The sequence below is a fragment of the Miltoncostaea marina genome (assembly GCF_018141525.1).
Taxonomy (GTDB): Bacteria; Actinomycetota; Thermoleophilia; order Miltoncostaeales; family Miltoncostaeaceae; genus Miltoncostaea; species Miltoncostaea marina.
In genome coordinates this window covers 1,817,459-1,842,171 of the sequence record NZ_CP064655.1, presented here as the reverse complement: position 1 = coordinate 1,842,171, position 24,713 = coordinate 1,817,459, and the positions used below count along the sequence as shown (strand labels likewise).

At 77.0% G+C, this 24,713-nt stretch carries 25 protein-coding genes, 2 tRNA genes and 1 other RNA gene; 20 read left to right on the top strand and 8 right to left on the bottom strand.

Going from position 1 to position 24,713, the window contains the following annotated elements:
* Positions 1-5 precede the first annotated feature (5 nt).
* A complete protein-coding gene (locus tag ITJ85_RS09210; protein WP_217912807.1) occupies positions 6-245 on the top strand; it encodes a hypothetical protein in 240 nt (79 codons plus the stop codon).
* A 52-nt stretch (positions 246-297) separates the two neighbouring features.
* Here the strand turns inward: ITJ85_RS09210 and ITJ85_RS09205 are convergent, their stop codons facing one another.
* Positions 298-1,239 carry a hypothetical protein gene (locus ITJ85_RS09205; RefSeq protein WP_217912806.1) on the bottom strand — a complete coding sequence of 314 codons (942 nt, stop codon included), beginning with the start codon at positions 1,237-1,239 and terminating at the stop codon, positions 298-300.
* Positions 1,240-1,353: 114 nt separating this feature from the next.
* Between ITJ85_RS09205 and ITJ85_RS09200 the strand changes: the two genes are divergently transcribed.
* From ITJ85_RS09200 to ITJ85_RS09185, 4 genes are all read left to right on the top strand, one after another.
* Positions 1,354-1,851, top strand: a complete 498-nt coding sequence (locus ITJ85_RS09200) for a ferritin (RefSeq protein WP_217912805.1) — start codon at positions 1,354-1,356, stop codon at positions 1,849-1,851.
* Positions 1,848-2,324, top strand: a complete 477-nt coding sequence (locus ITJ85_RS09195; RefSeq protein ID WP_217912804.1) for a GNAT family N-acetyltransferase — start codon at positions 1,848-1,850, stop codon at positions 2,322-2,324. The genes ITJ85_RS09200 and ITJ85_RS09195 overlap by 4 nt, the downstream gene beginning before the upstream one ends.
* A gap of 63 nt (positions 2,325-2,387) precedes the next feature.
* Positions 2,388-2,741 (top strand): PilZ domain-containing protein, encoded by a 354-nt coding sequence (locus ITJ85_RS09190; protein ID WP_217912803.1) that lies wholly within the window; start codon positions 2,388-2,390, stop codon positions 2,739-2,741.
* A 158-nt stretch (positions 2,742-2,899) separates the two neighbouring features.
* Positions 2,900-5,059: a S8 family peptidase gene (locus ITJ85_RS09185; RefSeq protein WP_217912802.1), complete on the top strand. Its 2,160-nt coding sequence runs from the start codon at positions 2,900-2,902 to the stop codon at positions 5,057-5,059.
* 7 nt (positions 5,060-5,066) lie between these two features.
* On the opposite strand, the gene ITJ85_RS09180 is transcribed toward ITJ85_RS09185, so the two are convergent.
* Complete coding sequence (locus ITJ85_RS09180) at positions 5,067-5,690, bottom strand: J domain-containing protein (RefSeq protein WP_217912801.1); 624 nt, start codon at positions 5,688-5,690, stop codon at positions 5,067-5,069.
* A 70-nt stretch (positions 5,691-5,760) separates the two neighbouring features.
* Between ITJ85_RS09180 and ITJ85_RS09175 the strand changes: the two genes are divergently transcribed.
* Both ITJ85_RS09175 and ITJ85_RS17375 read left to right on the top strand, forming a co-directional pair.
* Positions 5,761-6,174 (top strand): helix-turn-helix domain-containing protein, encoded by a 414-nt coding sequence (locus tag ITJ85_RS09175; RefSeq protein WP_217912800.1) that lies wholly within the window; start codon positions 5,761-5,763, stop codon positions 6,172-6,174.
* A 10-nt stretch (positions 6,175-6,184) separates the two neighbouring features.
* Entirely contained in the window at positions 6,185-7,612 is a 1,428-nt protein-coding gene (locus tag ITJ85_RS17375) for a phytoene desaturase family protein (protein ID WP_217912799.1), read from the top strand.
* 56 nt (positions 7,613-7,668) lie between these two features.
* On the opposite strand, the gene ITJ85_RS09165 is transcribed toward ITJ85_RS17375, so the two are convergent.
* The 4 genes from ITJ85_RS09165 to ITJ85_RS09150 all read right to left on the bottom strand — a co-directional run bounded on the left by ITJ85_RS09165 (position 7,669) and on the right by ITJ85_RS09150 (position 11,444).
* Positions 7,669-7,741, bottom strand: a tRNA-Glu gene (locus ITJ85_RS09165).
* Between the two features lie 29 nt (positions 7,742-7,770).
* A tRNA-Gln gene (locus ITJ85_RS09160) sits at positions 7,771-7,841 on the bottom strand.
* 43 nt (positions 7,842-7,884) lie between these two features.
* On the bottom strand, positions 7,885-9,696 hold the full coding sequence (locus ITJ85_RS09155; protein ID WP_217912798.1) for an ABC transporter ATP-binding protein: 1,812 nt from the start codon (positions 9,694-9,696) through the stop codon (positions 7,885-7,887).
* Positions 9,696-11,444 carry an ABC transporter ATP-binding protein gene (locus ITJ85_RS09150; RefSeq protein ID WP_217912797.1) on the bottom strand — a complete coding sequence of 583 codons (1,749 nt, stop codon included), beginning with the start codon at positions 11,442-11,444 and terminating at the stop codon, positions 9,696-9,698. The genes ITJ85_RS09155 and ITJ85_RS09150 overlap by 1 nt, the downstream gene beginning before the upstream one ends.
* A 75-nt stretch (positions 11,445-11,519) precedes the next feature.
* Here ITJ85_RS09150 and ftcD point away from each other — a divergent pair, with 75 nt between their 5' ends.
* The 4 genes from ftcD to aspS are packed head-to-tail and all read left to right on the top strand — an operon-like array spanning position 11,520 to position 15,815.
* On the top strand, positions 11,520-12,428 hold the full coding sequence (gene ftcD, locus ITJ85_RS09145; RefSeq protein ID WP_217912796.1) for a glutamate formimidoyltransferase: 909 nt from the start codon (positions 11,520-11,522) through the stop codon (positions 12,426-12,428).
* Entirely contained in the window at positions 12,428-12,769 is a 342-nt protein-coding gene (locus ITJ85_RS09140) for a hypothetical protein (RefSeq protein ID WP_217912795.1), read from the top strand. The genes ftcD and ITJ85_RS09140 overlap by 1 nt, the downstream gene beginning before the upstream one ends.
* Positions 12,766-14,028, top strand: a complete 1,263-nt coding sequence (gene hisS, locus ITJ85_RS09135) for a histidine--tRNA ligase (RefSeq protein WP_217912794.1) — start codon at positions 12,766-12,768, stop codon at positions 14,026-14,028. The genes ITJ85_RS09140 and hisS overlap by 4 nt, the downstream gene beginning before the upstream one ends.
* Positions 14,025-15,815: an aspartate--tRNA ligase gene (aspS, locus tag ITJ85_RS09130; protein ID WP_217912793.1), complete on the top strand. Its 1,791-nt coding sequence runs from the start codon at positions 14,025-14,027 to the stop codon at positions 15,813-15,815. Before hisS ends, aspS begins: the two co-directional genes overlap by 4 nt.
* On the opposite strand, the gene ITJ85_RS09125 is transcribed toward aspS, so the two are convergent.
* Together ITJ85_RS09125 and ITJ85_RS09120 are read right to left on the bottom strand one after the other, a co-directional pair.
* Positions 15,807-16,157, bottom strand: coding sequence for a hypothetical protein (locus ITJ85_RS09125; RefSeq protein ID WP_217912792.1), 351 nt, complete (start codon positions 16,155-16,157; stop codon positions 15,807-15,809). The genes aspS and ITJ85_RS09125 overlap by 9 nt on opposite strands.
* A 495-nt stretch (positions 16,158-16,652) precedes the next feature.
* Entirely contained in the window at positions 16,653-16,892 is a 240-nt protein-coding gene (locus tag ITJ85_RS09120) for a hypothetical protein (protein WP_217912791.1), read from the bottom strand.
* Positions 16,893-17,045: 153 nt separating this feature from the next.
* Here ITJ85_RS09120 and ssrS point away from each other — a divergent pair.
* The 9 genes from ssrS (at position 17,046) to aroE (ending at position 24,673) form a co-directional block, all read left to right on the top strand.
* Positions 17,046-17,198: non-coding RNA, 6S RNA (gene ssrS, locus ITJ85_RS09115), on the top strand.
* Between the two features lie 13 nt (positions 17,199-17,211).
* Positions 17,212-17,742, top strand: coding sequence for a hypothetical protein (locus ITJ85_RS09110; protein ID WP_217912790.1), 531 nt, complete (start codon positions 17,212-17,214; stop codon positions 17,740-17,742).
* Positions 17,743-17,781: 39 nt separating this feature from the next.
* Positions 17,782-19,260, top strand: a complete 1,479-nt coding sequence (mnmA, locus tag ITJ85_RS09105) for a tRNA 2-thiouridine(34) synthase MnmA (protein ID WP_217912789.1) — start codon at positions 17,782-17,784, stop codon at positions 19,258-19,260.
* A gap of 4 nt (positions 19,261-19,264) precedes the next feature.
* The gene (locus ITJ85_RS09100) at positions 19,265-19,759 is read left to right on the top strand and encodes a hypothetical protein (protein ID WP_217912788.1); all 495 of its coding nucleotides are present in this window, start codon (positions 19,265-19,267) and stop codon (positions 19,757-19,759) included.
* A gap of 11 nt (positions 19,760-19,770) precedes the next feature.
* Complete coding sequence (locus tag ITJ85_RS09095) at positions 19,771-19,980, top strand: hypothetical protein (RefSeq protein WP_217912787.1); 210 nt, start codon at positions 19,771-19,773, stop codon at positions 19,978-19,980.
* Between the two features lie 43 nt (positions 19,981-20,023).
* Positions 20,024-22,585 carry an alanine--tRNA ligase gene (gene alaS, locus ITJ85_RS09090; protein ID WP_217912786.1) on the top strand — a complete coding sequence of 854 codons (2,562 nt, stop codon included), beginning with the start codon at positions 20,024-20,026 and terminating at the stop codon, positions 22,583-22,585.
* Complete coding sequence (gene ruvX, locus ITJ85_RS09085) at positions 22,582-22,977, top strand: Holliday junction resolvase RuvX (RefSeq protein WP_217912785.1); 396 nt, start codon at positions 22,582-22,584, stop codon at positions 22,975-22,977. Before alaS ends, ruvX begins: the two co-directional genes overlap by 4 nt.
* Positions 22,974-23,861: an endolytic transglycosylase MltG gene (mltG, locus tag ITJ85_RS09080; protein ID WP_217912784.1), complete on the top strand. Its 888-nt coding sequence runs from the start codon at positions 22,974-22,976 to the stop codon at positions 23,859-23,861. The genes ruvX and mltG overlap by 4 nt, the downstream gene beginning before the upstream one ends.
* Positions 23,858-24,673 (top strand): shikimate dehydrogenase, encoded by an 816-nt coding sequence (gene aroE / locus ITJ85_RS09075; protein WP_217912783.1) that lies wholly within the window; start codon positions 23,858-23,860, stop codon positions 24,671-24,673. Before mltG ends, aroE begins: the two co-directional genes overlap by 4 nt.
* Positions 24,674-24,713: the final 40 nt, after the last annotated feature.

Genomic DNA, 24,713 nt, shown 5'->3' with positions numbered 1-24,713 from the left:
GGCCCATGGCCGCCCCCGCCCGCAAGGACCCGCCCGCCTGGCTGCGCCGCTGGGAGGACCTGCACGTCGTGACGCAGGTCGCCCTGCTCGGGCCCGTGGCGGTCCTCGTCATGTGGGCCGCGCACGTGCTCTTCATGAACCAGCCGCTGTGGCGCGGGTTCGCCTACGGCGTGTTCTGGGGCCTCATCGTCACGGCCCTGATCGTCGGCGCGAGCCGCTCCGAGAAGGCGCGCCGGGGCAGGTAGGGGCGCCCCCGCGGCGGGCCGGCGGCCCGCCGCGGGGAGCGTCCGCGGGGCTTCAGGAGGCGGTGGCCGCCTGCTGGAACTCGCCGATCGTCTTCTGCACCTCGGGCAGCAGGTTCTGCACGCCGGCCGCGTCGCCGTCCTCGGCGGCGTCGAGGAAGCGGCGCAGCACGTCGCTCACCTGCGGGCCGGTGCGCAGCAGGCCGGTGCGCTGGCGCTCGAGCCGGTCCGTCGGCAGCGAGTAGTTCTCGAGCTTGGAGATCGCGGCGTCGAACTCGTCGAGGTCCGTGCGCGCGCCCGGGATCTTCGACTTCAGGTCCTCCAGCCCGGTGGAGCTCTGCAGCGTGGTGCCGAAGCTCTGGAGCGCCGCCGCCGCCGCCTGCACGTCGTCGACGTAGGCGTTGGTCTGGCCGACCGGGCTGGTGTCCGTGCCGCCCGTCGTCTCGGGGGCGGTGCCGGTCGTCGCCGCGGGCGCGGTCGCCGTGCCGGCGCTCGTGCCGGTGTCGGTGTCGGTGTCGACGTCGTCGTCCTCGGAGCCGCAGACCGTCAGGCCGAGCTCCTTCGCCTTGGCGTCGGCCTGGTCGTTGATCCCGTCGATCTTCGGGTCGGCCTCGCGGATCACCGTCTCGGCGTCCTCGCCGGCCTCGATCCGGTCGGCGGTCGCGGTGATCTCGTCCTGCTGGTCCTCGAGCAGGGCGACGGCCTCGTCGAAGGTGCCCTTGAGGTCCTCCGGCGGCTCCAGGCCCTTCAGCGCCTCGAGCTGGGTGTTCTGGATCTCGAGGCCCGAGCGCAGGAACGGCAGCAGGCCCTCGGCCGACGTCGGCTCCTCGAGGCCGTCGAGCTGCCGCTCGGCGTCGGCGCAGATGGCGTCGGCCCGCTCGCGGAACTCGTCGGCCGACAGGCCGCTGCCGCCGTCGTCGCCACAGCCGGCGATCACGGCGGCCGCGGCTGCGACCGCGACCAGGCCGGCCAGGGGCCGGCGACGGATGGCGCGCATTCAGTTTCTCCTTGTACCGGGAACGGCGGGACACTACTGCCGGGCCCGGCGGGCTGCGATCCCCCGTCCGGGGGGCGGCCACTAGACTCACGGCAGTCGCACAAGGAGCCGAGCATGCCCGTGGACAGCGCCACGATCGACGCACTCAACGCCCAGATGGGACGGGAGCTGGAGGCCCACCTCCAGTACCTCTCCGTCTCGAGCTGGTTCGACGCGGAGGGGCTGCCCGAGCTGAAGCGGTTCTTCGCCGCGCAGGCGGCCGAGGAGCACGAGCACGCCATGCGCTTCCTCGAGTACGTCCAGGACGTCGGCGGGCCGGTGGTCATCCCGTCGCTCGCGGCGCCCAAGCCCACGTTCGAGAGCGCCGAGGAGGCGGTGGGCGCGGCGCTCGAGTGGGAGAAGCAGGTGACGGAGCACATCGACCGCCTCATGGACCTCGCGCTCGCCAGGAACGACCACGCCACCAGCACGTTCCTGCAGTGGTTCGTGACCGAGCAGGTCGAGGAGGTCGCGACGATGGAGCAGATGCTCCAGGTCACCCGGCGCGTGGGCGAGGGCAACCTCATGCTCCTCGAGGACTACGTCGCCCGGTCGGTGCCTGCTCCCGAGTGACCGGCGACGCGGCGGGGCTCGCCGCGCGCGCGCTGCGCGACGCCGACTTCCCGCGCGCCCGGGAGGTGGTCGAGGACTGGTTCGGCCACCCGGTGGGGCTGGTCATGCACCGGCTGTTCTTCGACCAGCTCGGCCCCTCGGGCGTGTGGCTCGAGGAGCCGGGCGGGGCGCCGGCGGGCTTCCTGCTCGGCTTGGTCAGCGAGCGCGAGCCCGACCTGGCGTACGTGCACATGCACGTGGTCGCCCCGGCCTGGCGCGGGCGCGGCGCGGGCGAGCGCCTCTACCGCGAGTTCTGCGCCCGCGCCGCCGGCCGTGGCTGCGTGCGCGTGCGGGCGCTGGCCGCGCCCGCCCGTGCGGCGTCGGTCCGCTTCCACGAGCGGCTCGGCTTCGCCGGCCGCCGGGAGCCGGGGTTCCTGGGGCCCGACGGCGACCGCATCGTGTTCGAGCGCGGCCTCCCGCTCGACCCGCCGTGAGCGCGGCGCCCTCCGCTAGCATCGCGGCCGACCCGGGACGGACGCGGAGCGAGGGAGCGCCCTATGGCTGACAGCACGCACGACGACCGGCGCCTGCACCGGCGCGAGGACGTCGCGCTCAAGGCGCGGGTCCTGACCGACGGCGGCGAGGTGGCGGAGGCGCAGAGCGTCAACCTGAGCGAGGGCGGCGTCCTGCTGGCGGGCATGGACTTCCCGTCGGCGTCGCAGGTGCGGATCGAGATCGAGCTGGCCGAGCTCGGCTGGCATGCGCTGGACGCGGAGGTCGTGCGCCGGGACCCGGGCAGCGGCGCGCTGGCCGCCCGGTTCGCGGAGGTCGCCACGGAGGGCGGCCGCGAGGCCATCCGGGCCTTCTTCGCCGAGCGGCTGGGCGGCCGCGGGGGCGCCGCCGCCGGCTGAGCGCCCGCCGCCCGCCGGGGGGTGATGCCCCGGGCGCCGGCTGCCGATAGGGAGGTGTGGCCGCACCGGCCCCCGCGCGGGGCCCGGCGCGGCGCGACGGACGCGCGGCAAGGAGGCCGGCAGTCGCTCCGACCGACCCCCCGAACCACACGCCACCGATGGGCCCGCGGGCGCGCCGCGCCGCGGCGGCCTGGGCCGTCGCCGTGCTGGCGCTCGGCGCCGCGGCGGGCGCGGCGAACGCCGCCGCGCGCGCCGCGGACGCCGCGGCGCGCACCGACAGCCTGCTGGTGAAGGTCGACCCCGGCGCACCGCCGGACGCGCGGGCCCGGGTGGGGCGGGCCCTCGGCGCCGACGCGGCGCGCCCGCTCATGGCGGGCTGGCGGGTCTACGAGCTGCCGGAGGCGATCAGCGTCGAGCGCGCCCGCGCGCTGCTGGCGGGGCTGCCGGCCGCCGAGTCGGTGCAGCCCGACCCGCCGCTGCGCGCGCTCGAGGCCACCGACGACCCGCGCTACGGCCTGCAGTGGGCGCTGCCGCGCATCGGCGCCCCGGTCGCCTGGGCGGCCGACGCGGGCGCGGAGGAGGTGGTCGTGGCGGTGGTCGACGAGGGCGTGCAGACCGACCACCCGGACCTGGCCGGGCGCATCTGGACCAACCCCGGCGAGATCCCCGGCAACGGCGCCGACGACGACGGCAACGGCTACGTCGACGACGTGCGCGGGTGGAACTTCGCCCTGGGCTCGCCGACGGTGTTCGACCCGGCCGGCGGCGACGCCCACGGCACCCACGTGGCCGGCATCATCGCGGCCCGGCGCGGCGACGCGACGGGCGTGGCGGGGGTGACCGCCAACGCCGTGATCATGCCGCTCACGTTCATGCGCGACGGCAGCGGCCTGACGTCGCACGCGATCGCGGCGATCCGGTACGCGGTGCGCAACGGGGCCCGGGTGGTCAACGCCTCGTGGGGCGGCGACGCCTACTCGCCGGCCCTGTGCGACGCGGTCGCGGAGGCCGGCGCGGCCGGGGTGCTGGTCGTCGCGGCGGCCGGCAACGACGGCCGCGACATCGACGAGGTGAAGGCGTGGCCGGCGAGCTGCCCCGCGCCCGACCTGGTGACCGTCGCGGCGACCGACGAGGACGACGCCCCGGCCGGCTTCTCCAACCTCGGGGTGACGTCGGTCGACCTCGGCGCGCCGGGCACCGCGATCCACAGCACCCTGCCGGCCGGGGGGTGGGGGTGGATGTCGGGGACCTCCATGGCGGCACCGCACGTCAGCGGCGCGGCGGCGCTCGTGCTGGGTCTGCGGCCGGGCCTGGCGCCGTGGCAGGTGCGCTCGGCCCTGCTGTCGGGCGGCGCGCCCGTCGCGGCGCTCGACGGCCGGACGGCGTCCGGCCGGCGGCTGGACATGGCGGGCGCGCTGACCCGGGCCGGCGTCCTGGCGCCCGACACGACCCCGCCGGAGCCGTTCGCCCTGCTCGCGCCGGCCGACGGGCTCGTGGTGCCCGCCGGCGCGGTCGCGATGGCGTGGTCGGCGTCGGCGGACGCGGCGTCCGGGCTCGCGGGCTACCGCCTGCTGATCGACGGCGCGGTCGTCGCCCGCCCGTCCGCCCCGCGGGCCGCCGTCGCCGGGCTGGCCGACGGGGTGCACCACTGGAGCGTCGTGGCGGTCGACCGCGCCGGCAACGCCCGCGCCGCCGCCGGCCGTGCGCTGGTGATCGACACCGCGCCGCCCTCGGCGGCGCTCCCCGTCGCGCCGGTCCACGGCGCCCGCGCGGCGGGGCCGGCGGTGCGCCTCGCGTGGCGGCCGGCGACCGACGCCACGAGCGGGCTCGCGGCGCAGCGTCTGCTGGTGGACGGCCGCGTCGCGGCCGTGCTGCCGCCGTCGGCCGCCGAGCACCGGCTGACGCTGGCCCGCGGCGCGCACCTCTGGCAGGTGGTGGCGGTGGACGCCGCGGGCCACGAGACCGCCGGGCCGCCGCGCGCGCTGACCGTGATCGGGGCGGCCGGGGCCGCGCGCCGGCCGGCGCGCGGCCGCCTGACGCTGCGCGCGCCCGCGCGCCTGGCCGCCGGGCGCGCGCCGCTCCTGCGGGTGCGCCTGGCGCGGCCGGCCCGTGTCACCGTCCGCGTCGGGCGGGCCGGCGCGGCCCGGCCCGTGGCCGTCCTCGCGCGCCGGATGCCCGCCGGCGCCACCCCGCTGCGGCTGCCCCGCGGCGTGGCGCGGCGGATGGCCGTGCGGCCGGGGGCCTACGTCGTCCTGGCCCGCGCGCCCGGCGGCCTGCGCGACTCGGTCCGCGTGACCGTGACCCCGCGGCGCCGCTGACGGCCGCTCAGCGCACGCGCCAGGCCATGTCCAGGCCGGTGCCGTGCACGATCGCGTAGGCCGGCCGGCCCGTGCGCGCGTCGAAGACCACCGAGAAGAGCTCGCCCTCGCTCAGCGCGAGCTCGGGCGGCAGGCTCCGGAAGCTCACGGAGCGGCGCCCGCCGGCCGCGTCGGCGAAGACGGCCTCGTAGCGCAGGCCGAGCCAGCGGCGCTGCAGCCGGGGGCGGCCGAGGCAGTAGGCGCCGATCATCGCGGGGAAGCGCGCGCCGCACGCCGGGCACGCCAGCTCCACGACCGCGCCGCCCGCGTCGTCCACGCGACAGCGGCTCGCGCAGGTGGGGCAGGGCAGCTCGCGCCGCGGCCTCGGGGGCGGCCCGGCCGGCTCGGTGCGGGCGCGCGCCCGCCGGGTGCGCCGCGCGTCGTAGCGGCTGCGGCGGGCGGGGTCGCCCAGCACGTGCCAGGCGGCGTTGACGCGCTTCGTGATCTCCTGGGCGCGCTCCCGCTGGGCGGCGTCGCGGAAGCGGTCGGGGTGGAAGGCGGCGATGCGGAAGCGCCAGGCGTCCCTGATCTCCCGGGCGCCGGCGTCGGGCGCGACGTCAAGCGCCGCGTAGTGGTCGTCGGGCTCGCTCATCGCGCATCCATCCGCCGGCGGAGCATGACGCATATCGCGCCCGCCTCCCCGGGCGGTTTAGGCTGGCCCGGTGGACGATCCGGTCGCCATCGGCGCTCGCCTGCGCGAGGCCCGCATGCGCCAGGGCCTCGGGATCACCGAGTGCGCCGAGGCCACCCGCATCCGCGAGCGCTACCTGGTGGCGATCGAGGACGGCCGCTTCGAGTCGCTGCCCGACCCCGCATACGTCTCCGGGTTCGTGCGCGCCTACGCGACCCACCTGGGGGTCTCGGCGAGCGAGCCCGAGCGCGAGCTGCCGGTGCCCGGCGGGGCCCCGCACCGCTCCGGGGCGCGGCCGGTGCGCGTCGACGCCACCCGCATCACCGCCCGCGGCGTCGGCGCGCGCCCGCCGCTGTGGCGGCGGCTGGTGGTGGTCCTGATCGTCGTGGCCTCAGGGGCCGCCGTCGCGATCCTGCTCGGGGCGCTGCCCGCGCCGTCGCTCTGAGCCGGGCCGCGTGACCCGCCGCCGCGACGCCGTCGTGGTCGGCGCCGGCCCCAACGGGCTGGCCGCGGCCGTGACGCTCGCGCGGGCGGGCCGGTCGGTGCTGCTGCTGGAGGGCGCGGCGACCGTGGGGGGCGGCTGCCGGTCGGCCGAGCTCACGGCGCCCGGCTTCGTGCACGACGTCTGCTCGGCGATCCACCCGCTGGCGGCCGGCTCGCCGTTCTTCCGCGGCCTGCCGCTCGCGAGGCTCGGCGTCGAGCTCGTGCACCCCGGCGCGCCCCTCGCGCATCCGCTCGACGACGGCACCGCCGTGATGCTGGAGCGGTCGGTCGCCGCCACCGCCGCCGGCCTCGGGCCCGACGCGGACGCCTACGCCGGCCTGATGGAGCCCCTCGTGGCGCGGGCCGACGCGGTCGTGGCCGGCGTGCTGGCGCCGCCGCTGCGCCCGCCGCGGCACCCGGCGGCCCTCCTGCGGGTGGCCCCGCACGCGCTGCGGTCGGCGACCGGCCTCGCCCGCGGGCGCTTCGCGGGCGCCCGCGCCCGGGCGCTGTTCGCCGGGATGGCCGCCCACTCGATGATCCGCCTGGAGGACCGGCCCAGCGCCGGGGTGGGCCTGCTGCTGGGCCTGCTGGGCCACGCGGTGGGCTGGCCGGTGGTGCGCGGCGGCTCGCAGCGCATCGCCGACGGGCTGGCCGCCCACCTGCGGGACCTCGGCGGCGAGGTCGTGACCGGCAGGCCGGTGTCCGCGCTCGGCGAGCTGCCGCCCGCGCGCGCGGTGCTGCTCGACGTGACGCCGCGCCAGCTGCTCGCGATGGCCGGCGAGCGCATGGCCCCCCGGGCGCGGCGGCGGCTGGCGCGCTTCCGCTACGGGCCGGGCGCCTTCAAGCTCGACTGGGCGCTCGACGGGCCCATCCCGTGGCGTGCGCCGGAGTGCGCCCGGGCGGCCACGGTCCACCTGGGCGGCACGCTGGAGGAGATCGCCGCCTCCGAGCGCGACGTGCTGCGCGGCGCCCACCCGGCGCGGCCGTACGTGCTGCTCGCCCAGCAGTCGGTCGCCGACCCCTCCCGCGCGCCGGCCGGTCGGCACACGGCCTGGGCCTACTGCCACGTGCCGGGCGGCTCCACGGCCGATATGACGGCGGCGATCGAGGCCCAGGTCGAGCGCTTCGCGCCCGGCTTCCGCGACCGGGTGATCGCCCGCTCGGCCCGCGGCCCGGCCGAGATGGAGCGGCGCAACCCCAACCACGTGGGCGGCGACATCAACGGCGGCATGCAGGACCTGCGCCAGACCCTCGCGCGCCCCGTGCCGCGCGCCGACCCGTACGCGACGCCGCTGCCGGGGGTCTACCTGTGCTCGTCGTCGACCCCGCCCGGGGGCGGGGTCCACGGCATGTGCGGCTACTGGGCCGCCCGCTCGGCGCTGCGCCGGGAGCTCGCCTGAGCGCCCCCGAGGGCCCGGAACGACGACGACCCCGCCGGGGCGGGGTCGCGGTGAGGTAGCGCATACGGGATTTGAACCCGTGTTACCGCCGTGAGAGGGCGGCGTCCTAGGCCCCTAGACGAATGCGCCGTATGGGTGCTGCGGGTCCGTGCGGCAAGCTGGGGGAGGAGGATTCGAACCCCCGCTACCGGGGCCAGAACCCGGCGTCCTACCGCTAGACGATCCCCCATCGCCGTCGGCCGCTGGCGATGGTACCAAACGGGTCCACGCCCTCAAGCGCCGGGGGCGGCCTCCCCGGCGACCTCGGCCCAGTCGCCGTAGAGCTCGGCGTAGCGGCCGCCCGCCCGCACCAGCTCGTCGTGGGTGCCCTGCTCCACGACCCGGCCGGCCTCGAGCACCACGATGCGGTCGGCGTCGCGGATGGTGGAGAGGCGGTGGGCGATGACGATCGCCGTGCGGTCGGCCAGCAGCGTCCGCAGGGCCTCCTCGATGCGCTGCTCGGCGCGCAGGTCGACCGACGAGGTGGCCTCGTCGAGGATCAGGAGGCGCGGGTCGGCCACCAGGGCGCGGGCGAACGAGACGAGCTGCCGCTGCCCGGCCGACAGGCCCGACCCGCGGTCGCTGACCGGCGTGTCGTAGCCCTCCGGAAGGGCCTCGATGAACCCGGCCGCGCCGACGGCCTCGGCGGCGGCGCGCAGCTCGTCGTCGGTGGCGTCGGGGCGGCCGAAGGCAAGGTTCTCGGCGATCGTCCCGGCGAACAGGTGGCCCTCCTGCGGCACCACCGCGAGCTGGTCGCGCAGCGAGCGCCCCGCCACGTGGCGCAGGTCGTGGCCGTCGATCAGCACGCGGCCCTCGACGGGGTCGTAGAAGCGGGCGATCAGCTTCGCGAGCGTCGACTTGCCGGCCCCGGTGGTGCCGACCAGCGCGACGGTCTCGCCGGCGGCGATGCGCAGGTCGATGTCCCGCAGCACCGGCACCCGGTCGTAGGCGAACGCGACCCCGCGCAGCTCGACGTCGCCGGCGATGCGCGGCAGCTCCACGGCGTCCGGCGGATCGACCACCTCGGGCTCGGTGTCGAGCACGCCGAAGATCTTCTCGAGGGCGGCCATGGCCGACTGGAAGGTGTTGTAGAGCTGGGAGAGCTGCTGGATGGGGTCGAAGAAGCTCGACAGGTAGCCGACGAAGGCCACCATCACGCCGACGCTGAGGTCCTGGTCGAGCACCCGGGTGGCGCCGAAGTACAGGATGATCGCCGTCCCCACGCCCGACAGCAGCTCGACGCCGGGGAAGTAGACGCCCGACAGGCGGATCGTGGCCATGTTGGCCTCGCGGTACTCCTCGTTGACGCGCTCGAAGACGCGCTCGGAGGGCTCCTGGCGGCCGAAGCCCTGCACCACCCGCACGCCCGAGAGCGTCTCCTGCAGCGTGGCCAGCACGTCGGCGACCCGCTCACGGGTGCGCCGGTAGGCGCGCGTCGAGTAGACGCGGAACAGCGCGGTGCCCACCGCGAGGGCGGGGAAGATCACGAAGGTGAGCAGGGCCAGCTCGGCGTCGTAGCTGAACAGGATCACCACGACGCCGATGAAGGTCAGGCCGTTGATCACGAGCGACGTCACGCCGTCGGTGACGAGCTGCTGGAGCGCCTCGATGTCGCTCGTCAGCCGGGAGACGGTGCGCCCGGTGGGCGTGCGCTCGTGGTAGCCCAGCTCGAGCCGCATCAGGTGGCGGAAGGTCTCGGTGCGCAGGTCGAGGAGCACCCGCTCGCCCACCCAGCTCGAGAGGAACGACTGGTGGTAGCCCGCCAGCCAGCCGACGCCGCCGGCGACCACGAACAGGACCACGCTAAGCACGAGCACGCCCTTGTCGCCGGCGCGGATGCCGTGGTCGATCGCGTACTGCGCGAGCGCCGGGATCGCCAGGCCCGACGCCGTCACGATCAGCATCAGCACGACGGTCGCGATCGCCCGCCCGAGGTACGGGCGGAAGTACGGGGCCAGGCGCCGCAGCTTGCGGCGGGCGGGCGGCGGCCCGCCCTCGCCGGCGCGGGCGACCGGCAGCGGGGCGGGGGAGGCGTGCGTCGACATCAGGCCTCCCGCGCGATCAGGTCGGGGCGCGCGAGCCCGCCGTCGTGGATCTCGCGGTAGACCGGGCTGGTGGCGTACAGCTCGTCGTGGCCGCCGCGGGCGGCCACCCGGCCGCCCTCGAGCACCACGAGCTCGTCGGCGAGGGAGAGGGTCGAGAGGCGGTGCGCGATGACGAGCGTGGTGCGCCCGCGCATGACCGCCCGCAGGGCGGCCTGGATCTCGCGCTCCGTCGAGGCGTCGACCGACGCCGTGGCCTCGTCCAGGATCAGGATGCGCGGGTCGGTGATCAGCGCCCGCGCGATCGCCACGCGCTGGCGCTGGCCGCCCGAGAGGGTGAAGCCGCGCTCGCCGACGACCGTGTCGAAGCCCTCGGGGAGGGCGTCGATGAACGCCTCGGCCTGCGCCATGCGGGCCGCCGCCCGCACCTCCTCCTCGGTCGCGTCGGGCCGGCCGTAGGCGATGTTCTCCCGCACGCTCGTCGAGAACAGGAACGGGTCCTGCGACACCATCCCGACGGCCTGGCGCAGGTCGGCCAGCCGCAGGTCGCGCACGTCGGCGCCGTCGATCAGCACCCGGCCCGCGGTGGGGTCGTAGAAGCGCGGGATGAGCTGGGTGAGGGTGGTCTTGCCGGAGCCGGTGGGGCCGATGACGGCGACGGTCGCCCCGGCCGGCACGACGAGGTCGATGCCGCGCAGGATCTCCGGCGCGTCGGGGCCGTAGGCGAAGGAGACCCCCTCGAAGCGGATCTCGCCGCCGCCGGGCGGCAGGCCCCGCGCGCCGGGTTGCTCGGTGATCTCGGGGACGGTGTCGAGCACCTCGAAGATGCGCGTGCCGCCCGCGATCGCCCGCTGGGCCTGGCCCACGAGCATCCCCAGCGAGCGGAACGGCGCCATGAGCAGGGTCAGGTAGAGGTAGAAGGCGACGAACTCGCCGAGGCTCAACCTGTCCTCGATGGTCTGCAGGCCGCCGTAGATCAGCACCACCGCCAGACCGAGCACCGGCACGAACCCCATGAGGGGCTGGTAGAGCGCCCGGATGTGGGCCCCGTCCATGCTGCGGTCGAAGGCCCGCCGCGACGTCGAGCCGAAGCGGCTCGAGCGGTCGGCCTCGCGGCCGAAGGCCTTGATCACCCGGATGCCGACCGCGCTCTCCTCGGCCATCTCGGTGACCTCGGCCACCTTCTGCTGCACGTCGATCTGCACCGGGTTGTTGCGCCGGCTGTAGCGCCAGGCGATCACCAGCAGCGCCGGCCCCATCAGCAGGGCGAGGGCGGCGAGCCGCCAGTCCATCCACAGCAGGACCCCGGCTACGATGACGAGGGTGAACGCCTGCATGAACAGGAAGATGAGGCCGTAGCCCAGGAAGAAGCGCACGGTCTGCAGGTCGCTGGTCGCGCGCGACATGAGCTGGCCCACGGGCATGCGATCGAAGTAGGCGAGCGACATGCGCTGCAGGTGCGAGAAGAGGCGGGCGCGCAGGTCGTACTCGACCGCCAAACTCACGCCGCCCGAGACCCAGCGGCGCACCACGCCGAGGGCCATCCGCACCACCACGATGGCGACGACCGCCGCGACGAGCGGGCCGAGCGCCCCGCGGTCGCCCTGTTCGAGGACGTCGTCGATCACCCTCCCGGTCAGGTATGGCAAGGTGACGGAGCACGCCATGAGGCCTGCCGCGCTGAGGGCGGTGACGGCCACCCGGGCGGTGTGGGGCCTCAGGAAGCGCAGCAGGCGGAGGAGAACGCTCAAGGTGATTCACTGGTGAACGATAAAGGAGGCCACCGGGCCGCACAAGCGACCGCGGCCCGCGGCGATGAGGCCGGCATGCCGCCCTCCCCGGGCCAGCCCCTGACCGTCGCCGTGCCGAACGTCAGCGAGGGCCGCGACCGCGCGACCATCGAGGCGCTGGTCGGCGCCTGCGAGCAGCCGGGCGTGCGGGTGATCGACGTGCACTCCGACCCGGACCACCACCGCAGCGTGCTCACCCTGGCCGGGGCGCCGCTGGCCGTGCAGGACGCGCTGGTGGACCTCGCGGGCGAGTGCGCCGACCGCATCGACGTGCGCCGCCACCGGGGCGTGCACCCGCGGCTGGGCGCCCTCGACGTGGCGCCGATCGTCGCGCTGCACGACGAGGACGTGCCCTTCGCCTCCGAGGTCGCCCGCGGCGTGGCCGCCCGCATCGGCGAGGAGGTCAACCTGCCGGTCTTCCTGTACGGCGAGGTCGCGACCGACCCGGCGCGCACCCGGCCCCGCGACTTCCGCCGGGAGGGCCTCGAGGGCCTGGCGCACCTGCTCGACGAGGGCGCGATCGTGCCCGACGCCGGCCCGCCGCGGCTGCACCCGAGCGCCGGCGCCGTGCTGGTGGGCGTGCGGCCGCCGCTCATCGCGATCAACGTCTGGCTGCCCGACGCCACGCTCACGGAGGCGCGCGCGATCGCCGCCCGCGTGCGGGAGGACGGCGGCGGCCTGCCCGGCGTGCGGGCGCTCGGCCTGTGGCTGCCGGAGGCGGGCATGGCCCAGGTCTCGATGAACGTCGAGGACCATCGCCGGGCACCGCTGCACGCGGTGCTGCGCGCCGTGCGCGCCGAGGCGGAGCGCCTCGGCGTGGAGGCCGGCGACGCCGAGCTGGTGGGCCTGGTGCCGCGCGACGCCATGCGCGGCCCGAGCCCGGCCGCGATGGGCATCGCGGGCTTCCGGCCCGGGCAGGTGCTCGAGCTGCGGGCGGCCGCCTGATGGCGAAGCGCAAGCGCCGCAAGAACGCGGGCCCGCCGCCCGTGCCCGTCAAGCGCACGCCCGAGGGCGAGGCCCCGGCGCGGCCGGCGGCGCCCAAGCGGCGCCCCGGCGAGCCGGTGCCGCCGTCCATGCGGGGGGTGCTGCTGCGCGCGGGCATCGTGGCCGCGATCTTCTACCCGTACCTCGTCTACGTCGTGGGCGAGAGCGCCGTCGGCGCGCTCCTCGTGAGCCTGGTGGCGTTCGCGCTCATGGTGCCGCTGGGGCTCTTCCTCGACCGCTTCCGGTACAAGCGCCAGATGAAGCGCTGGACCGAGGCGCGCGCCCGCCCGCAGAGCCGGTGAGCGCCGGCGGCCGCCGCGTGGCGGCGCCCCGCGGCACGCGGGACGTCCTGCCGCCCGAGAGCAGCCTGCGCCAGCGGGTGATCGACGTCGCCAGGGACGCGTTCGAGCGCTACGGCTACCGCCGCATCGTGACGCCGACCTTCGAGGAGACCGGCCTCTTCCTGCGCGGCGTGGGCGAGAGCACCGACGTGGTGCGCAAGGAGATGTACACCTTCGAGGACGGCGGGGGCCGCTCGCTGAGCCTGCGCCCGGAGGGCACGGCGCCCGTCGTGCGGGCGTTCGTGCAGCACGGCATGCACAAGCAGCCGCTGCCGGTGAAGCTCTGGTACGCCGCCCCGATGTTCCGCTACGAGGCCCCCCAGGCGGGCCGCTACCGCGAGCACTGGCAGGTGGGCGCCGAGGCGATCGGCAGCGACGACCCGTTGCTCGACGCCGAGGTCATCGCCCTGCTCGACGGCATCTACCGCCGCCTCGGCGTGCCGGGCGTGCGCCTGACCCTCGGCTCCATGGGCGACGCGGAGAGCCGCGGGCCCTACCGCGAGCGCCTGATGGAGTACCTCGAGCGCCACCGCGGCGACCTCGACGAGGACGCCCGCGCGCGCATGCGGCTCAACCCGCTGCGGCTCTTCGACGCGAAGGACCCGCGCATCGCCGAGATCATGCGCGAGGCGCCGAAGCTGCTCGACCACCTGTCGCCGGCCGCCGCGGCGCACCGCGAGCGGGTGCTGGAGGCGCTCGGGCGGCTGGGGATCGCCTACGAGGAGGACCCCACCCTCGTGCGCGGCTTCGACTACTACACGATGACCGTCTTCGAGTTCGTCTCCGACCACCTCGGCGCCCAGAGCGCCGTGGGCGGCGGCGGGCGCTACGACGGGCTCGTGGAGGGGCTCGGCGGCCCGCCCACCCCCGGGATCGGCTTCGGCGCGGGCATCGAGCGCATCGCGCTCGCGCTCGAGTCGGCGGCCGAGCCGCCCGCCGAGGGCATCGACGTGTACCTCGCGGTGCCCGACCCGGCGCTGCGGCTCGACCTGCTGCCCGTGCTCGAGCGGCTCCGCGAGGGCGGCCTGCGCTGCGACAGCGACCTGCGCGGGCGCAGCATGAAGGCCATGATGCGCCACGCCGCCTCGCTCGGCGCGCGCCACGCGGTGATCGTGGGGCCGCGCGAGCACGAGGCCGGGGTGGCGACGATCCGTGACATGGAGCGCGGCGAGCAGCGCCAGGTGCCGCTCGGCGACCTCGTCCAGGAGCTGACCGGATGATCGGAGCTGACCGCTACAGGACCCACACCTGCCTCGGCGCCGCCGCGGCTCTCGGCGAGCGCGTGCGCGTGTCGGGATGGGTCCACCGCCGCCGCGACCACGGCGGCGTCGTGTTCATCGACCTGCGCGACCGCTCGGGGCTGCTGCAGCTGGTGTTCCACCCCGGCGAGGGCGAGGGCGCGATGGACGTGGCGGCCGGCGACCTCAGCCCCGAGGACGTCGTGAGCGTGGCGGGCGAGGTGGTCGCCCGCGATCCGGCCACGGTCAACCCGGCGCTCGCCACGGGGGCGGTCGAGCTGCGCGCGGACTCGCTCGAGATGCTGTCCGAGGCCGACCCGCTGCCGTTCTCCGTGGAGGACGAGAACCAGGAGGCCTCCGAGGAGCTGCGGCTCACCTACCGCTACCTCGACGTGCGCCGGCCGCGCCGGCTGCGGGCGCTGGAGATGCGCTCCCGGGTGACCGCCGCGATGCGCCGGGTGCTCGACGACGAGGGCTTCCTCGAGGTCGAGACGCCCGTGCTCACCCGCTCCACGCCCGAGGGCGCGCGCGACTTCCTGGTGCCGAGCCGCCTGCAGCGCGGCTCCTGGTACGCGCTGCCGCAGAGCCCGCAGCTGTTCAAGCAGCTGCTGATGGTCGGCGGGCTGGAGCGCTACTACCAGGTGGTCCGCTGCTTCCGCGACGAGGACCTGCGCGCCGACCGCCAGCCGGAGTTCACCCAGCTCGACCTCGAGGCCTCGTTCGTGGAGCCGGCCGACGTGCAGCGCCTGGTCGAGCGGGTGCTGGAGGAGTCGTTCGCCGCCGCCGGCGCCGAGATCGCGGCGCCGTTCCCGCGCATGTCCTACGCCGAGGCGATGCGGCGGTTCGGCACCGACCGGCCCGACCTGCGGTACGGCATGGAGATCCTCGACTGGACCGAGCGGGCGGCGGCCTCGGGCTTCGGCGTGTTCGAGGGCGCGGTCGGCGCCGGCGGCGTGGTGCGGGCGCTCGTGGTGCCGGGGGCCGGCTCCGGCGTGAGCCGCAAGGTGGGCGACGAGCTGATGGCCGAGGCCCGTGAGCTCGGGGCCAAGGGGCTCGTGTGGGCCGCGGTGGAGGAGGACGGCGGGCTGCGCTCGCCGGTCGCCCGCTTCCTGGGCGGCCTGGCCGGCGACCTCGGCGCCGCGCCGGGCGACCTCGTCGCGATGGTGGCCGACGCCGAGCCCGTCGCCCAGTCCGTGCTCGGCACCCTTCGGGTGCGGTTCGCTGAGCGCCATGGCCTGGTGCCCGAGGGCGCCTGGGCGCCGGTCTGGATCGTCGACTTCCCGCTCGTGGAGTGGAACGCCGACGAGGACCGTTGGGACTCGCTGCACCACCCGTTCACGGCGCCGAGCCCCGAGGACGTCGAGCGCCTCGAGTCCGACCCCGGCGCGGTGCGCTCGCTGGCCTATGACGTCGTGCTCAACGGCCTCGAGATCGGCGGCGGCAGCATCCGCATCCACGACCGGGCGGTGCAGGAGCGCGTCTTCGCCCTCATCGGGCTCGGGGAGGAGGAGGCCGAGGCGAAGTTCGGCTTCCTGCTGCGGGCGCTGCGCCTGGGCGCGCCGCCCCACGGCGGCATCGCGCTCGGCCTCGACCGCCTGGTGATGCTGCTCGCCGGCGAGCGCTCGATCCGCGACGTGATCGCCTTCCCGAAGACGGCCACCGGGGCCGACCCCCTCACGGGCGCCCCGTCGTCGGTCGACCCGCTGCAGTTGCGCGAGCTGGGCGTGCGGCCCGCGGCCGCCGAGCAGCCGGGGCGCGCCTCAGGCTGACGGCGGCCGCCCGCCCGGGCCCGGCGGCCCGGGGGGCGCGGGCGGCCCGGGCGGGCCGCCGAACAGGCGGCGGGCGTCGCCGCGCAGGTCCTCGGTCAGCACGACGAGCGCGTGGCCCGACGGCGAGGCGGGCCAGGTGACGCGGACCGCGCCCCGGTCCTCGAGGCTGCCGAGCGCGCCCATCACGGCGAGCACGCCGGCGCGGTCGTCGTCCAGGCCCAGCTCGCGCGCCGCGTCGAGCACCGGCACGCCGACCTCGCCGCGCTCGTCCGCGCCCTCCTCCAGCCAGCGCATGACCAGGAGCATCTCCAGGCGCTCGCCGAGGGCGTCGTCGTCGCTCATCGGCCGACCCTAGCGCGGGGTGGGCGCCGGCCGCGGGGTCGCGCCACTCGGCGCGACCCCCGTGCGCCATTCGGCGCGACCCCCGGCGCCGCCGCCGTCGCGCCCCTTGGCGTCGACCCCCTGCGCCATTCGGCGCGACCCCCGGCGCCGCCGCCGTCGCGCCCCTTGGCGTCGACCCCCTGCGCCATTCGGCGCGACCCCCGGGCGCCGCCGCCGTCGCGCCACGTGGCGTCGACCCCCTGCGCCATTCGGCGCGACCCCCGGGCGCCGCCGCCGTCGCGCCACGTGGCGTCGACCCCCTGCGCCATTCGGCGCGACCCCCGGGCGCCGCCGCCGTCGCGCCACGTGGCGTCGACCCCCTGCGCCATTCGGCGCGACCCCCGGGCGCCGCCGCCGTCGCGCCACGTGGCGTCGACCCCCTGCGCCATTCGGCGCGACCCCCGGGCGCCACGTGACGCCGACCCCCGGCGCCCCGGGGGAGCGCCGGGGCGGGCATCAGCGGACGGCGGCCTCGGCGGGGGTGGCGACGCGCTCGAGCACGAGCAGCGAGCCGGCCGGCGTCGAGAGCTCGAGCACGTGGTGGCTCAGGGTGGTGCCTGCGGCCGTCACGATCACGCCGGTGACGCGGCCGGTGAGGGCCCTCAGGGTGTTCTCGAGGGCGGCCTGCTCGCCCGGCCCGAGGGGCCGGACGTCGGGGGCGAGCGTGTAGGTGGGGGGCGGCGGGGGGACGAGCACGTCGGCTCCGGGTCGGCGCGGGCGGGAGGTCCAGGGTCGCGCCGCGCCGCCGGCGGGTGAAGGCCTCATGGACACGATGCCCAGGCCGCCGCTGCCCGCCGGTTCAAGATCACCCGGAGGGTGCCGACACGAGGATCAGCGGCTAGACTCGGAGGTGCCCTGCAGTGTTCGCCACCGGCTCACACCTTGAGCCAACACGAGTGATGAGGGAGATGGCGTCACGGTCCCGCGAAGGCGTGGCCAGCCCGTCGCCCACCTGCTATGGCAGGTTCAAGTCACAGGCCGGAACGGCACCGCGGGGCATCGAGCCCCTCCGCCGATGAGGCGCCACGCGCTCGTCGCGCTGGCGCCCCTCGCGGCGGCCGCCGCCCTCGTGGCGGCCGGCTGCGGGGGCGACGAGGCCGCCGAGCTGCAGCCCGCCATCACGGCGCAGGTCGCCGCGGCGCCCGTCGCCGTGGCCTCCGTGGCCCCGGGCGGCGTCGTGACGCCGGGCCCGGACACGCCGGCCGCGGTCCGCAGGGCCCTGCGCGGCCGCGACGTCCTGGTGGTGTCCTTCGTCATGGCCGGCCCCGCGGACGACCGCGCCGTGGCGGCGGCCCTGAAGGAGGTGCGCGCCGAGGCCGGCCCGCGCGACGGGGTGCGGTTCTTCAGCTACACGCTCGGGGGGACCCGCTTCGGCGACCTCGCCGACGTGCTCGGCGTGACCGGGACGCCGTCGGTCGCCGTGATCGCGCGCGACCGCACGCTCGCCAACCGCTGGTCGGGGCTGGTGGACGCCGGCATCCTGCGCCAGTCGATCGCCGACGCGCGCGCCACCGCCGCGGCCGCCCGCGGGGCCGCCGCGCGGTAGCCCCCGGGGCCCCCCGGGGCCCGTGGTAGCCTCGGCGGCGTGCCGCCCTACCCACCCGAGGCCATGCGCCATCTGGCGGCCCCCGTGGGCGCGGGAGCGATGCCCGCCCCCGACGCGGCGGGCGAGTCGGGGAGCGCCGCGTGCGGCGACCTCGTGCGCGTGGCGCTGCGCATCCGCGGCGGGCGCGTGCGCGAGGCGCGCTTCCAGGCCTTCGGCTGCGGCGCCGCCACGGCCGCCGCGAGCGCCGCCTGCGCGCGCCTGCGGGGCGCCACGATCCTCGAGGCGCTCGCGCTGGGCCCGGACGCCCTCGACCGCGACCTCGGCGGCCTGGGCCCGGACCGCCGCCACGGCCCCGAGGCGGTCGTCGACGCGCTCGGCCGCGCCCTGGAGGGCTGGCACACCGCCCGCCTGGGCGCCCCCGGCGTCCCGCAGCGCGCCGAGCGGGTCGCCGTGGCGATGAGCGGCGGCGTCGACAGCGCGGTGGCGGCGATGCTCCTGCGCGACGCCGGCCTGGAGGTGGTCGGGGTGACGATGCGCCTCTGGCACGACCCCGCCGCGGCGGCCGCCGAGCGCTCCTGCTGCTCCCCGGAGACCGTGCGCACCGCGCGCGCCGCCGCGCACGCGCTCGGCGTGCCGCACCTCACGCTCGACGTCGCCGAGCGCTTCCGCGCAGGCGTGGTCGAGGAGTTCGTCGCCGGGTACGCCGCCGGCCGCACGCCCAACCCCTGCGTCACCTGCAACGGGCGGGTGCGCTTCTCGGTGCTGGCCGACGCCGCCGCCCTCGTCGGGGCGCGGCTGATGGCCACAGGCCACTACGCGCGCATCGAGCGCGACGCCGCCGGGCGGCCGCTCGTGGCCCGGGCGGCCGACGCCGGCAAGGACCAGAGCTACATGCTCGCGATGCTCGGCCCCCGCGAGCGCGAGCGCCTGCGCTTCCCGCTCGGCGACCTGACGAAGGACCGGGTGCGCGCCCTCGCCCGCGAGGCGGGGCTGCCCGGCGCCGCCGCCGTCGAGAGCCAGGAGGTCTGCTTCGTCGGCGCGGGCGGGTACGCGCCGTTCCTCGAGCGGGCCGGCGTCGCGGCGCGGCCCGGGCCGATCGAGGACGCCGACGGCCGGCGCCTCGGCACCCACGCCGGCCACTGGCGCTTCACGGTCGGTCAGCGGCGCGGCATCGGCGTGGCCGGCACGGAGCCGCTCTACGTGCTGCGCACCGACGCGGCGCGCAACGCGGTGGTCGTGGGCCCGCGCGAGGCGCTCGCCACCGCGGGGCTCGACCTGGAGGCGCCCCGCGTGCACGGCGAGCTCGGCGACGACCCGGTGGAGGTGCGCGTCCGCTACCGTGGCCGCCCGCTGCGCGGACGGGCCGCGCCGGATGGCGACGGCCTGCGGGTGCGCCTCGACGACCCGGCCGACGGGGTGGCGCCCGGCCAGGTCGCCGCCCTCTACCGCGGGGGCCGGCTGCTCGCGGCGGGTACGATCAGCGATCGTCAGGTGAACGCAGACCGCACTGGAGGCTGAGCTCGTGGATTGGTCCGACCTTCTGAAGCTCGCCCTGTCGATCTTCCTGATCCTGACCGGGGTCGGGCTGGCGTACCTCTTCCTGCGCATGGCGGGCGTCTTCGCGCGGGTCGGCACGTCGGTGACCCGCATCACCGACGAGGTGGTGCCGATCCTCAACAAGGCCCAGACCACGGTTGACGGGGTCAACCTCGAGCTGATGCGCGTCGACGAGATGATGAAGACGGCCGTCGGCGCCACGAAGGGCGCCGAGAAGACGGTCCAGACGGTGTCGAGCGCGATCACGAAGCCCGTCCGCAAGCTCACCGGCCTCGCCGCCGGGGCCCGCGAGGCCGTGGCCACCCTCAAGGCCCGCCGCGCCGCCGACGCGGCCGCCGCCGCTGAGGCCCGCGCCGCCGCGGGACCGGTGGCGCCGCCGCCGCCCGCGCCGCCCACCCCGGCCACCGCGCCGCCGCCGCCCGGGGGCGAGCCGGCGCAGAAGCACGACTCGCCCTACTGATGGGCCGCCTGGTGAAGCTCGGCGTCGTCGGCGGGGTGGTGGCCTGGCTGGGCTCCATCGGCGCCCTCGACCCCAAGCTGTGGGCCGACACGATCCGGCGCGAGCGCGAGCGCGTCCCGGCGCAGCTCAAGGAGGCGCTGGAGGCCGGCAAGCGCGCGGCCGCCGCGGCCGAGGAGGAGCTCGACCGCGACGTGCGCGCCGCCTTCGAGCAGCGGCCCTGAGCCGGCCGGCGCCCGCGGCGCCGTTGGTACACTCGGCGGTCGCATGACGACCAGCGAGATCCGCGCGGCATTCCTCCGCTACTTCGAGCGCCAGGGGCACCTGGCGATCCCCTCGGCGTCCCTCGTGCCCTTCGAGGACGACCCGTCGGTGCTGCTCACGATCGCGGGGATGCAGCCGCTGAAGTCGTACTTCCTCGGCGCGGCGTCGCCGCCGGCGCCGCGCATGACGAGCTCGCAGAAGTGCTTCCGCACGAACGACATCGACCAGGTCGGCCACACCGCCCGGCACCTCACCTTCTTCGAGATGCTCGGCAACTTCTCGATCGGCGACTACTTCAAGGACGACGCCATCCGCTTCGGGTGGGAGGTCTCGACCGAGGTCTTCGGGCTCGACCCGGAGCGGATCTGGATCACGATCTTCGAGGGCATGCCCGGCGTGCCGGCCGACGAGGAGGCCTTCGAGCGCTGGGTCGCGCTGGGCGTCCCGCCGGAGCGCATCCAGCGGCTCGGCGACCCCGACAACTTCTGGAAGGCGGGGCCCACCGGCCCCTGCGGGCCCAACACCGAGCTGTACCTCGACCGCGGCGAGGCGTTCGGCCCGCCCGGCGGCCCGGCCTCGGGCAGCGACCGCTACCTCGAGTACTGGAACCTCGTGTTCATGCAGTACGACCGGGGGCCCGACGGCTCCCTGTCGGGCCTCCCCGCCAAGAACATCGACACCGGCGCCGGCCTCGAGCGCCTGGCGGCGATCCTGCAGGACGTGCCGTCGGTGTTCGACACGGACGCCTTCCGGCCGCTCATCGCCTGGGCGGAGGGCGCCTCGGGACGCGCCTACGGGCGCGACGCGCGCGACGACCGGGCGCTGCGGGTGCTGGCCGATCACGGGCGGGCGATGACCTTCCTCGCGGCCGACGGCGTGCGGCCGGGCAACGAGGGCCGCGACTACATCCTGCGCCGCATCGTGCGCCGGGCGGTCAGCGAGGCCGGTCACCTCGGCCTGGAGCCGGAGGCCGTCGCCGGTCTGGCGGCCCCCGTGGTCGAGGGCTGGGGCGACGCCTACCCGGAGCTGCGCGAGCGCGCCGCCGAGGTGCGCGACGTGATCGGCGCCGAGGCCGAGCAGTTCGCCCGCACGCTCTCGCAGGGGCGGCGGCTGCTGGCGGAGGTGATCGAGCGCTCGGCCGGCGGGCGGGTGCGCGGCGAGGACGCCTTCCGGCTGCACGACACGTACGGCTTCCCCCTCGACCTGACCCTCGAGGCCGCCGGCGACGCCGGCCTGGAGGTCGACGCCGAGGGCTTCGAGCGGCTCATGCGGGAGCAGCGCGAGCGCTCGCGGGCCGGCGCCGGTGCCGGCGCCGACGGCGTGGCCGACGGGGCGGCGGCGCTCGCCCGCGAGGCCGCGCCCACCGAGTTCGTGGGCTGGGACGCCACCACCGCGGACACGCGCGTGACGGCGGCCGCGGAGCTCGGCGACGGCACCGCCCTCGTCAAGCTCGAGCGCTCGCCGTTCTACGCCGAGGGCGGCGGCCAGGTCTCGGACGTGGGCGAGATCGCGGGCTCCGAGGGGCGCGCGCGGGTGATCGATGCGTTCCGGCTCGGCGACGACCAGGTGCTGCGCGTGCGCCTGCAGGAGGGCGCGCTGCCGGTGGGCGCGGAGGTCACCGCCACGGTCGACGCCGCCCGCCGCCGCCAGACGCAGGCCAACCACACCGCCACCCACGTGCTCAACTGGGCCCTGCGCGAGACGCTCGGCGCGGGCGTGCGCCAGGCGGGCTCGTACGTGGGCCCCGACAAGCTGCGCTTCGACTTCACCCACCGCGGCCGCGTGCCCGCCGAGACGCTCGAGCGCATCGAGCGCATGGTCAACGAGCGGGTCGACCAGGACCGGCCGGTCGGCTGGCGCATCATGGGCCGCGAGGACGCCGCCGAGGCCGGCGCGATCGGCCTGTTCGAGGAGAAGTACGGCGAGCGCGTGCGGGTGGTCGACACCGGGGGCTTCTCGAAGGAGCTCTGCGGCGGCACCCACGTGAGCCGCACCGGCGAGATCGGCCCGTTCGCGATCGTCTCGGAGGGCTCCACCGGTGCCGGCGCCCGGCGCATCGAGGCGCTCACCGGCACGGCGGCGCTGGCGTACCTGCGCGAGCGCGAGCGCGAGCTGCAGGCGGAGCTCGCCGCCCGCGACGAGCGCATCCGCCAGCTGCAGGCCGAGCTCAAGCGCGCCAAGTCGGCCCGGACCGACGTGGGGTCGCTGGCCGGGGACGCCGTCGAGGCCGGCGGCGTGCGCGCGCTGGTGGCGCAGGTCGAGGCGGCCGACATGGACGAGCTGCTCGCGATCTCCGACCGCCTCAAGCAGTCGCTCGGCGACACCGCCGCCGTGGTGCTGGGCGCCGCGAGCGACGGCAAGGCGCTGGTGGTCGCCAACCTCGCGCCGGGCGCGGTGGCCGCCGGGCTGAAGGCCGGCGCGATCATCCGCGAGGTGGCCCCCATCGTGGGCGGGGGCGGCGGCGGCAAGGACGCGATGGCCCGCGCCGGCGGCCGCGACCCGTCCCGCCTGCCCGAGGCGCTGGACGCCGCCCGGGCGATCCTGACGGCCGACCGGGGGTCGTGAAGGTTCTCGCGCTCGACCACGGCCGGGCGCGAACCGGGGTGGCGGTCAGCGACCCGACCGGCACCCTCGCCCGTCCGCTCCCCGCGATCGAGCGGGTCGACTCGCCCGCCGGCCGCCGCCGCCTCGAGCGCCTGATCGCCGACGAAGCCCCCGACCGCATCGTGGTGGGCGAGCCGCGCTCGCTGTCTGGCGAGCAGGGGGCGCAGGCCCGCGCGGCGGCCGGCTTCGCCGGGCGGCTGCGGGCGCGGGTCGACGTGCCGGTCGAGATGTGGGACGAGCGGCTGACCACGGTCGAGGCCGCCCGCCGGGGACGCGAGGGCGGCTCGCGCGCGGACCTCGACAGCCTGGCGGCCTGCGTGCTCCTGGAGGCGTACCTGGCGGCCCGCGGGTGAGCCCGGAGCGCGAGCCCGGCGACCGCTACCGCCGCTACGGGCGGCCGCGCGAGCGGGCGGGGCGGGGGCGGACCGTGCTGTGGCTGGCGCTCGTGCTCGTGATGGCCGTCGCGGCGCTGGCCGCCGCCGGCCGCGGGCTGGTGGACGGCGACGACCCGCCCCCGCCCGAGGCCGTCACGGCCCCCGAGCCCGCCCAGCGGCTGCTCGTGCGCGAGGGCCTGCGCCGGGAGGACGTCGCGCGCCTGCTGGACGCCGAGACCTCGATCCCGGGCGAGCGCTACCTGGCGCTCACCCGCCCGGGCCCGCGCGGGCGGGCGCTGGCGCGCTCCTCGCGGCCGGTGTCGCTGGAGGGCTTCCTCTTCCCGGCGACCTACGAGATCACCGGCCGCACCACCGCCGCCGAGCTGGTCGACCAGCAGGTGGCCGCCTACCGCGCGGCCGAGGCCCAGGTCGACTACTCGTACGCCCGGGCGCGCAACCTGACCCGCTACGACGTGCTGATCCTGGCCTCGCTGATCGAGCGCGAGGTCGCGGTGCCCGGCGAGCGGCGGCGCGTGGCGGGCGTGCTCTACAACCGCCTGCGCCAGGACATGCGGCTCGACATCGACGCGACGGTCCAGTACGCCCTGGGCGAGTGGAAGCCCGAGCTGACGGCGTCCGACCTGGCCGTCGACTCGCCCTACAACACCCGCCGCTACCCGGGGCTGCCGCCGGGACCCATCGCGAGCCCGGGCCTGGACAGCATCCGCGCCGCGGCCCGGCCGGAGCGCCACGACTACCTCTACTACGTGGCGAAGAACGACGGCAGCGGCGGCCACTACTTCGCGTCGACCGCGGCGGAGCACGAGGCCAACATCGCCCGCGCCGCCGGCAACGGCGGATGATCGACGCGCGCACCCGGCTCGCCGGGATCATCGGCTGGCCGGTGGAGCACTCGCTGTCGCCGGTCATGCACAACGCCGCCTTCGCCGCGCTGGGCATCAACTGGGCGTACGCCGCGTTCCCGGTGGAGCCCGCCCGCGTGCCGGAGGCCGTGCGCGGGCTGGCGGCCGCCGGGTGCGCCGGCCTCAACGTCACCATCCCGCACAAGGCCGCCGTGCTCGGGTGCTGCTCCGCGGTCTCGGACGCGGCGCGCGCGATCGGCGCCGCCAACACGCTCGTGCCCGACGGCGATGGCGGCTGGCGCGCCGACAACACCGACGCCGCCGGCTTCCTGCGGGCGCTCGACGAGGCCGCGCCGCTCGACCTGGAGGGCGCCGACGTGCTGGTGATCGGCGGCGGCGGCGCCGCGCGCGCGGTGGCGTTCGCGCTGCGCTCGCGGGGCGCGCGGGTGCGGGTGGCAAACCGCACGCGGGCCCGCGCGGCCGAGCTCGGCGAGCCGGTGCCGTTCACGACGGCCGCGATGGACGCGGCGGCGGCCGCGGCCGCCCTCGTGGTCAACGCCACCAGCCTCGGGCTGCACGGCGACGAGGTGCCGCCCGAGCTGCCGATGGCCGGCCTCGGCGACGGCCGCGCCGTGGCGGACATCGTCTACCGGCCCGGCGGCACGCCCTGGCTGGCCGCCGCGGCCCGCCGGGGGGCGCGCACGGTCGACGGACTCGGGATGCTGCTCCACCAGGGCGCCGCGGCGTTCGAGCAGTGGACCGGCCGGCCCGCCCCCGTCCAGGTGATGCGGGAGGCGCTCGCGGCCGCGTAGGCGGTCCCGGGCCCCCGCCGCGGGGGTTCGCGCGGACCAT

Coding starts and splice junctions, on each gene's coding strand:
- ITJ85_RS09210 (WP_217912807.1), top strand. CDS start 6: ATGGCCGCCCCCGCCCGCAAGGACCCGCCCGCCTGGCTGCGCCGCTGG.
- ITJ85_RS09205 (WP_217912806.1), bottom strand. CDS start 1,239: ATGCGCGCCATCCGTCGCCGGCCCCTGGCCGGCCTGGTCGCGGTCGCA.
- ITJ85_RS09200 (WP_217912805.1), top strand. CDS start 1,354: ATGCCCGTGGACAGCGCCACGATCGACGCACTCAACGCCCAGATGGGA.
- ITJ85_RS09190 (WP_217912803.1), top strand. CDS start 2,388: ATGGCTGACAGCACGCACGACGACCGGCGCCTGCACCGGCGCGAGGAC.
- ITJ85_RS09185 (WP_217912802.1), top strand. CDS start 2,900: ATGGGCCCGCGGGCGCGCCGCGCCGCGGCGGCCTGGGCCGTCGCCGTG.
- ITJ85_RS09180 (WP_217912801.1), bottom strand. CDS start 5,690: ATGAGCGAGCCCGACGACCACTACGCGGCGCTTGACGTCGCGCCCGAC.
- ITJ85_RS09155 (WP_217912798.1), bottom strand. CDS start 9,696: ATGTCGACGCACGCCTCCCCCGCCCCGCTGCCGGTCGCCCGCGCCGGC.
- ftcD (WP_217912796.1), top strand. CDS start 11,520: ATGCCGCCCTCCCCGGGCCAGCCCCTGACCGTCGCCGTGCCGAACGTC.
- ITJ85_RS09140 (WP_217912795.1), top strand. CDS start 12,428: ATGGCGAAGCGCAAGCGCCGCAAGAACGCGGGCCCGCCGCCCGTGCCC.
- aspS (WP_217912793.1), top strand. CDS start 14,025: ATGATCGGAGCTGACCGCTACAGGACCCACACCTGCCTCGGCGCCGCC.
- ITJ85_RS09125 (WP_217912792.1), bottom strand. CDS start 16,157: ATGAGCGACGACGACGCCCTCGGCGAGCGCCTGGAGATGCTCCTGGTC.
- ITJ85_RS09110 (WP_217912790.1), top strand. CDS start 17,212: ATGAGGCGCCACGCGCTCGTCGCGCTGGCGCCCCTCGCGGCGGCCGCC.
- alaS (WP_217912786.1), top strand. CDS start 20,024: ATGACGACCAGCGAGATCCGCGCGGCATTCCTCCGCTACTTCGAGCGC.
- aroE (WP_217912783.1), top strand. CDS start 23,858: ATGATCGACGCGCGCACCCGGCTCGCCGGGATCATCGGCTGGCCGGTG.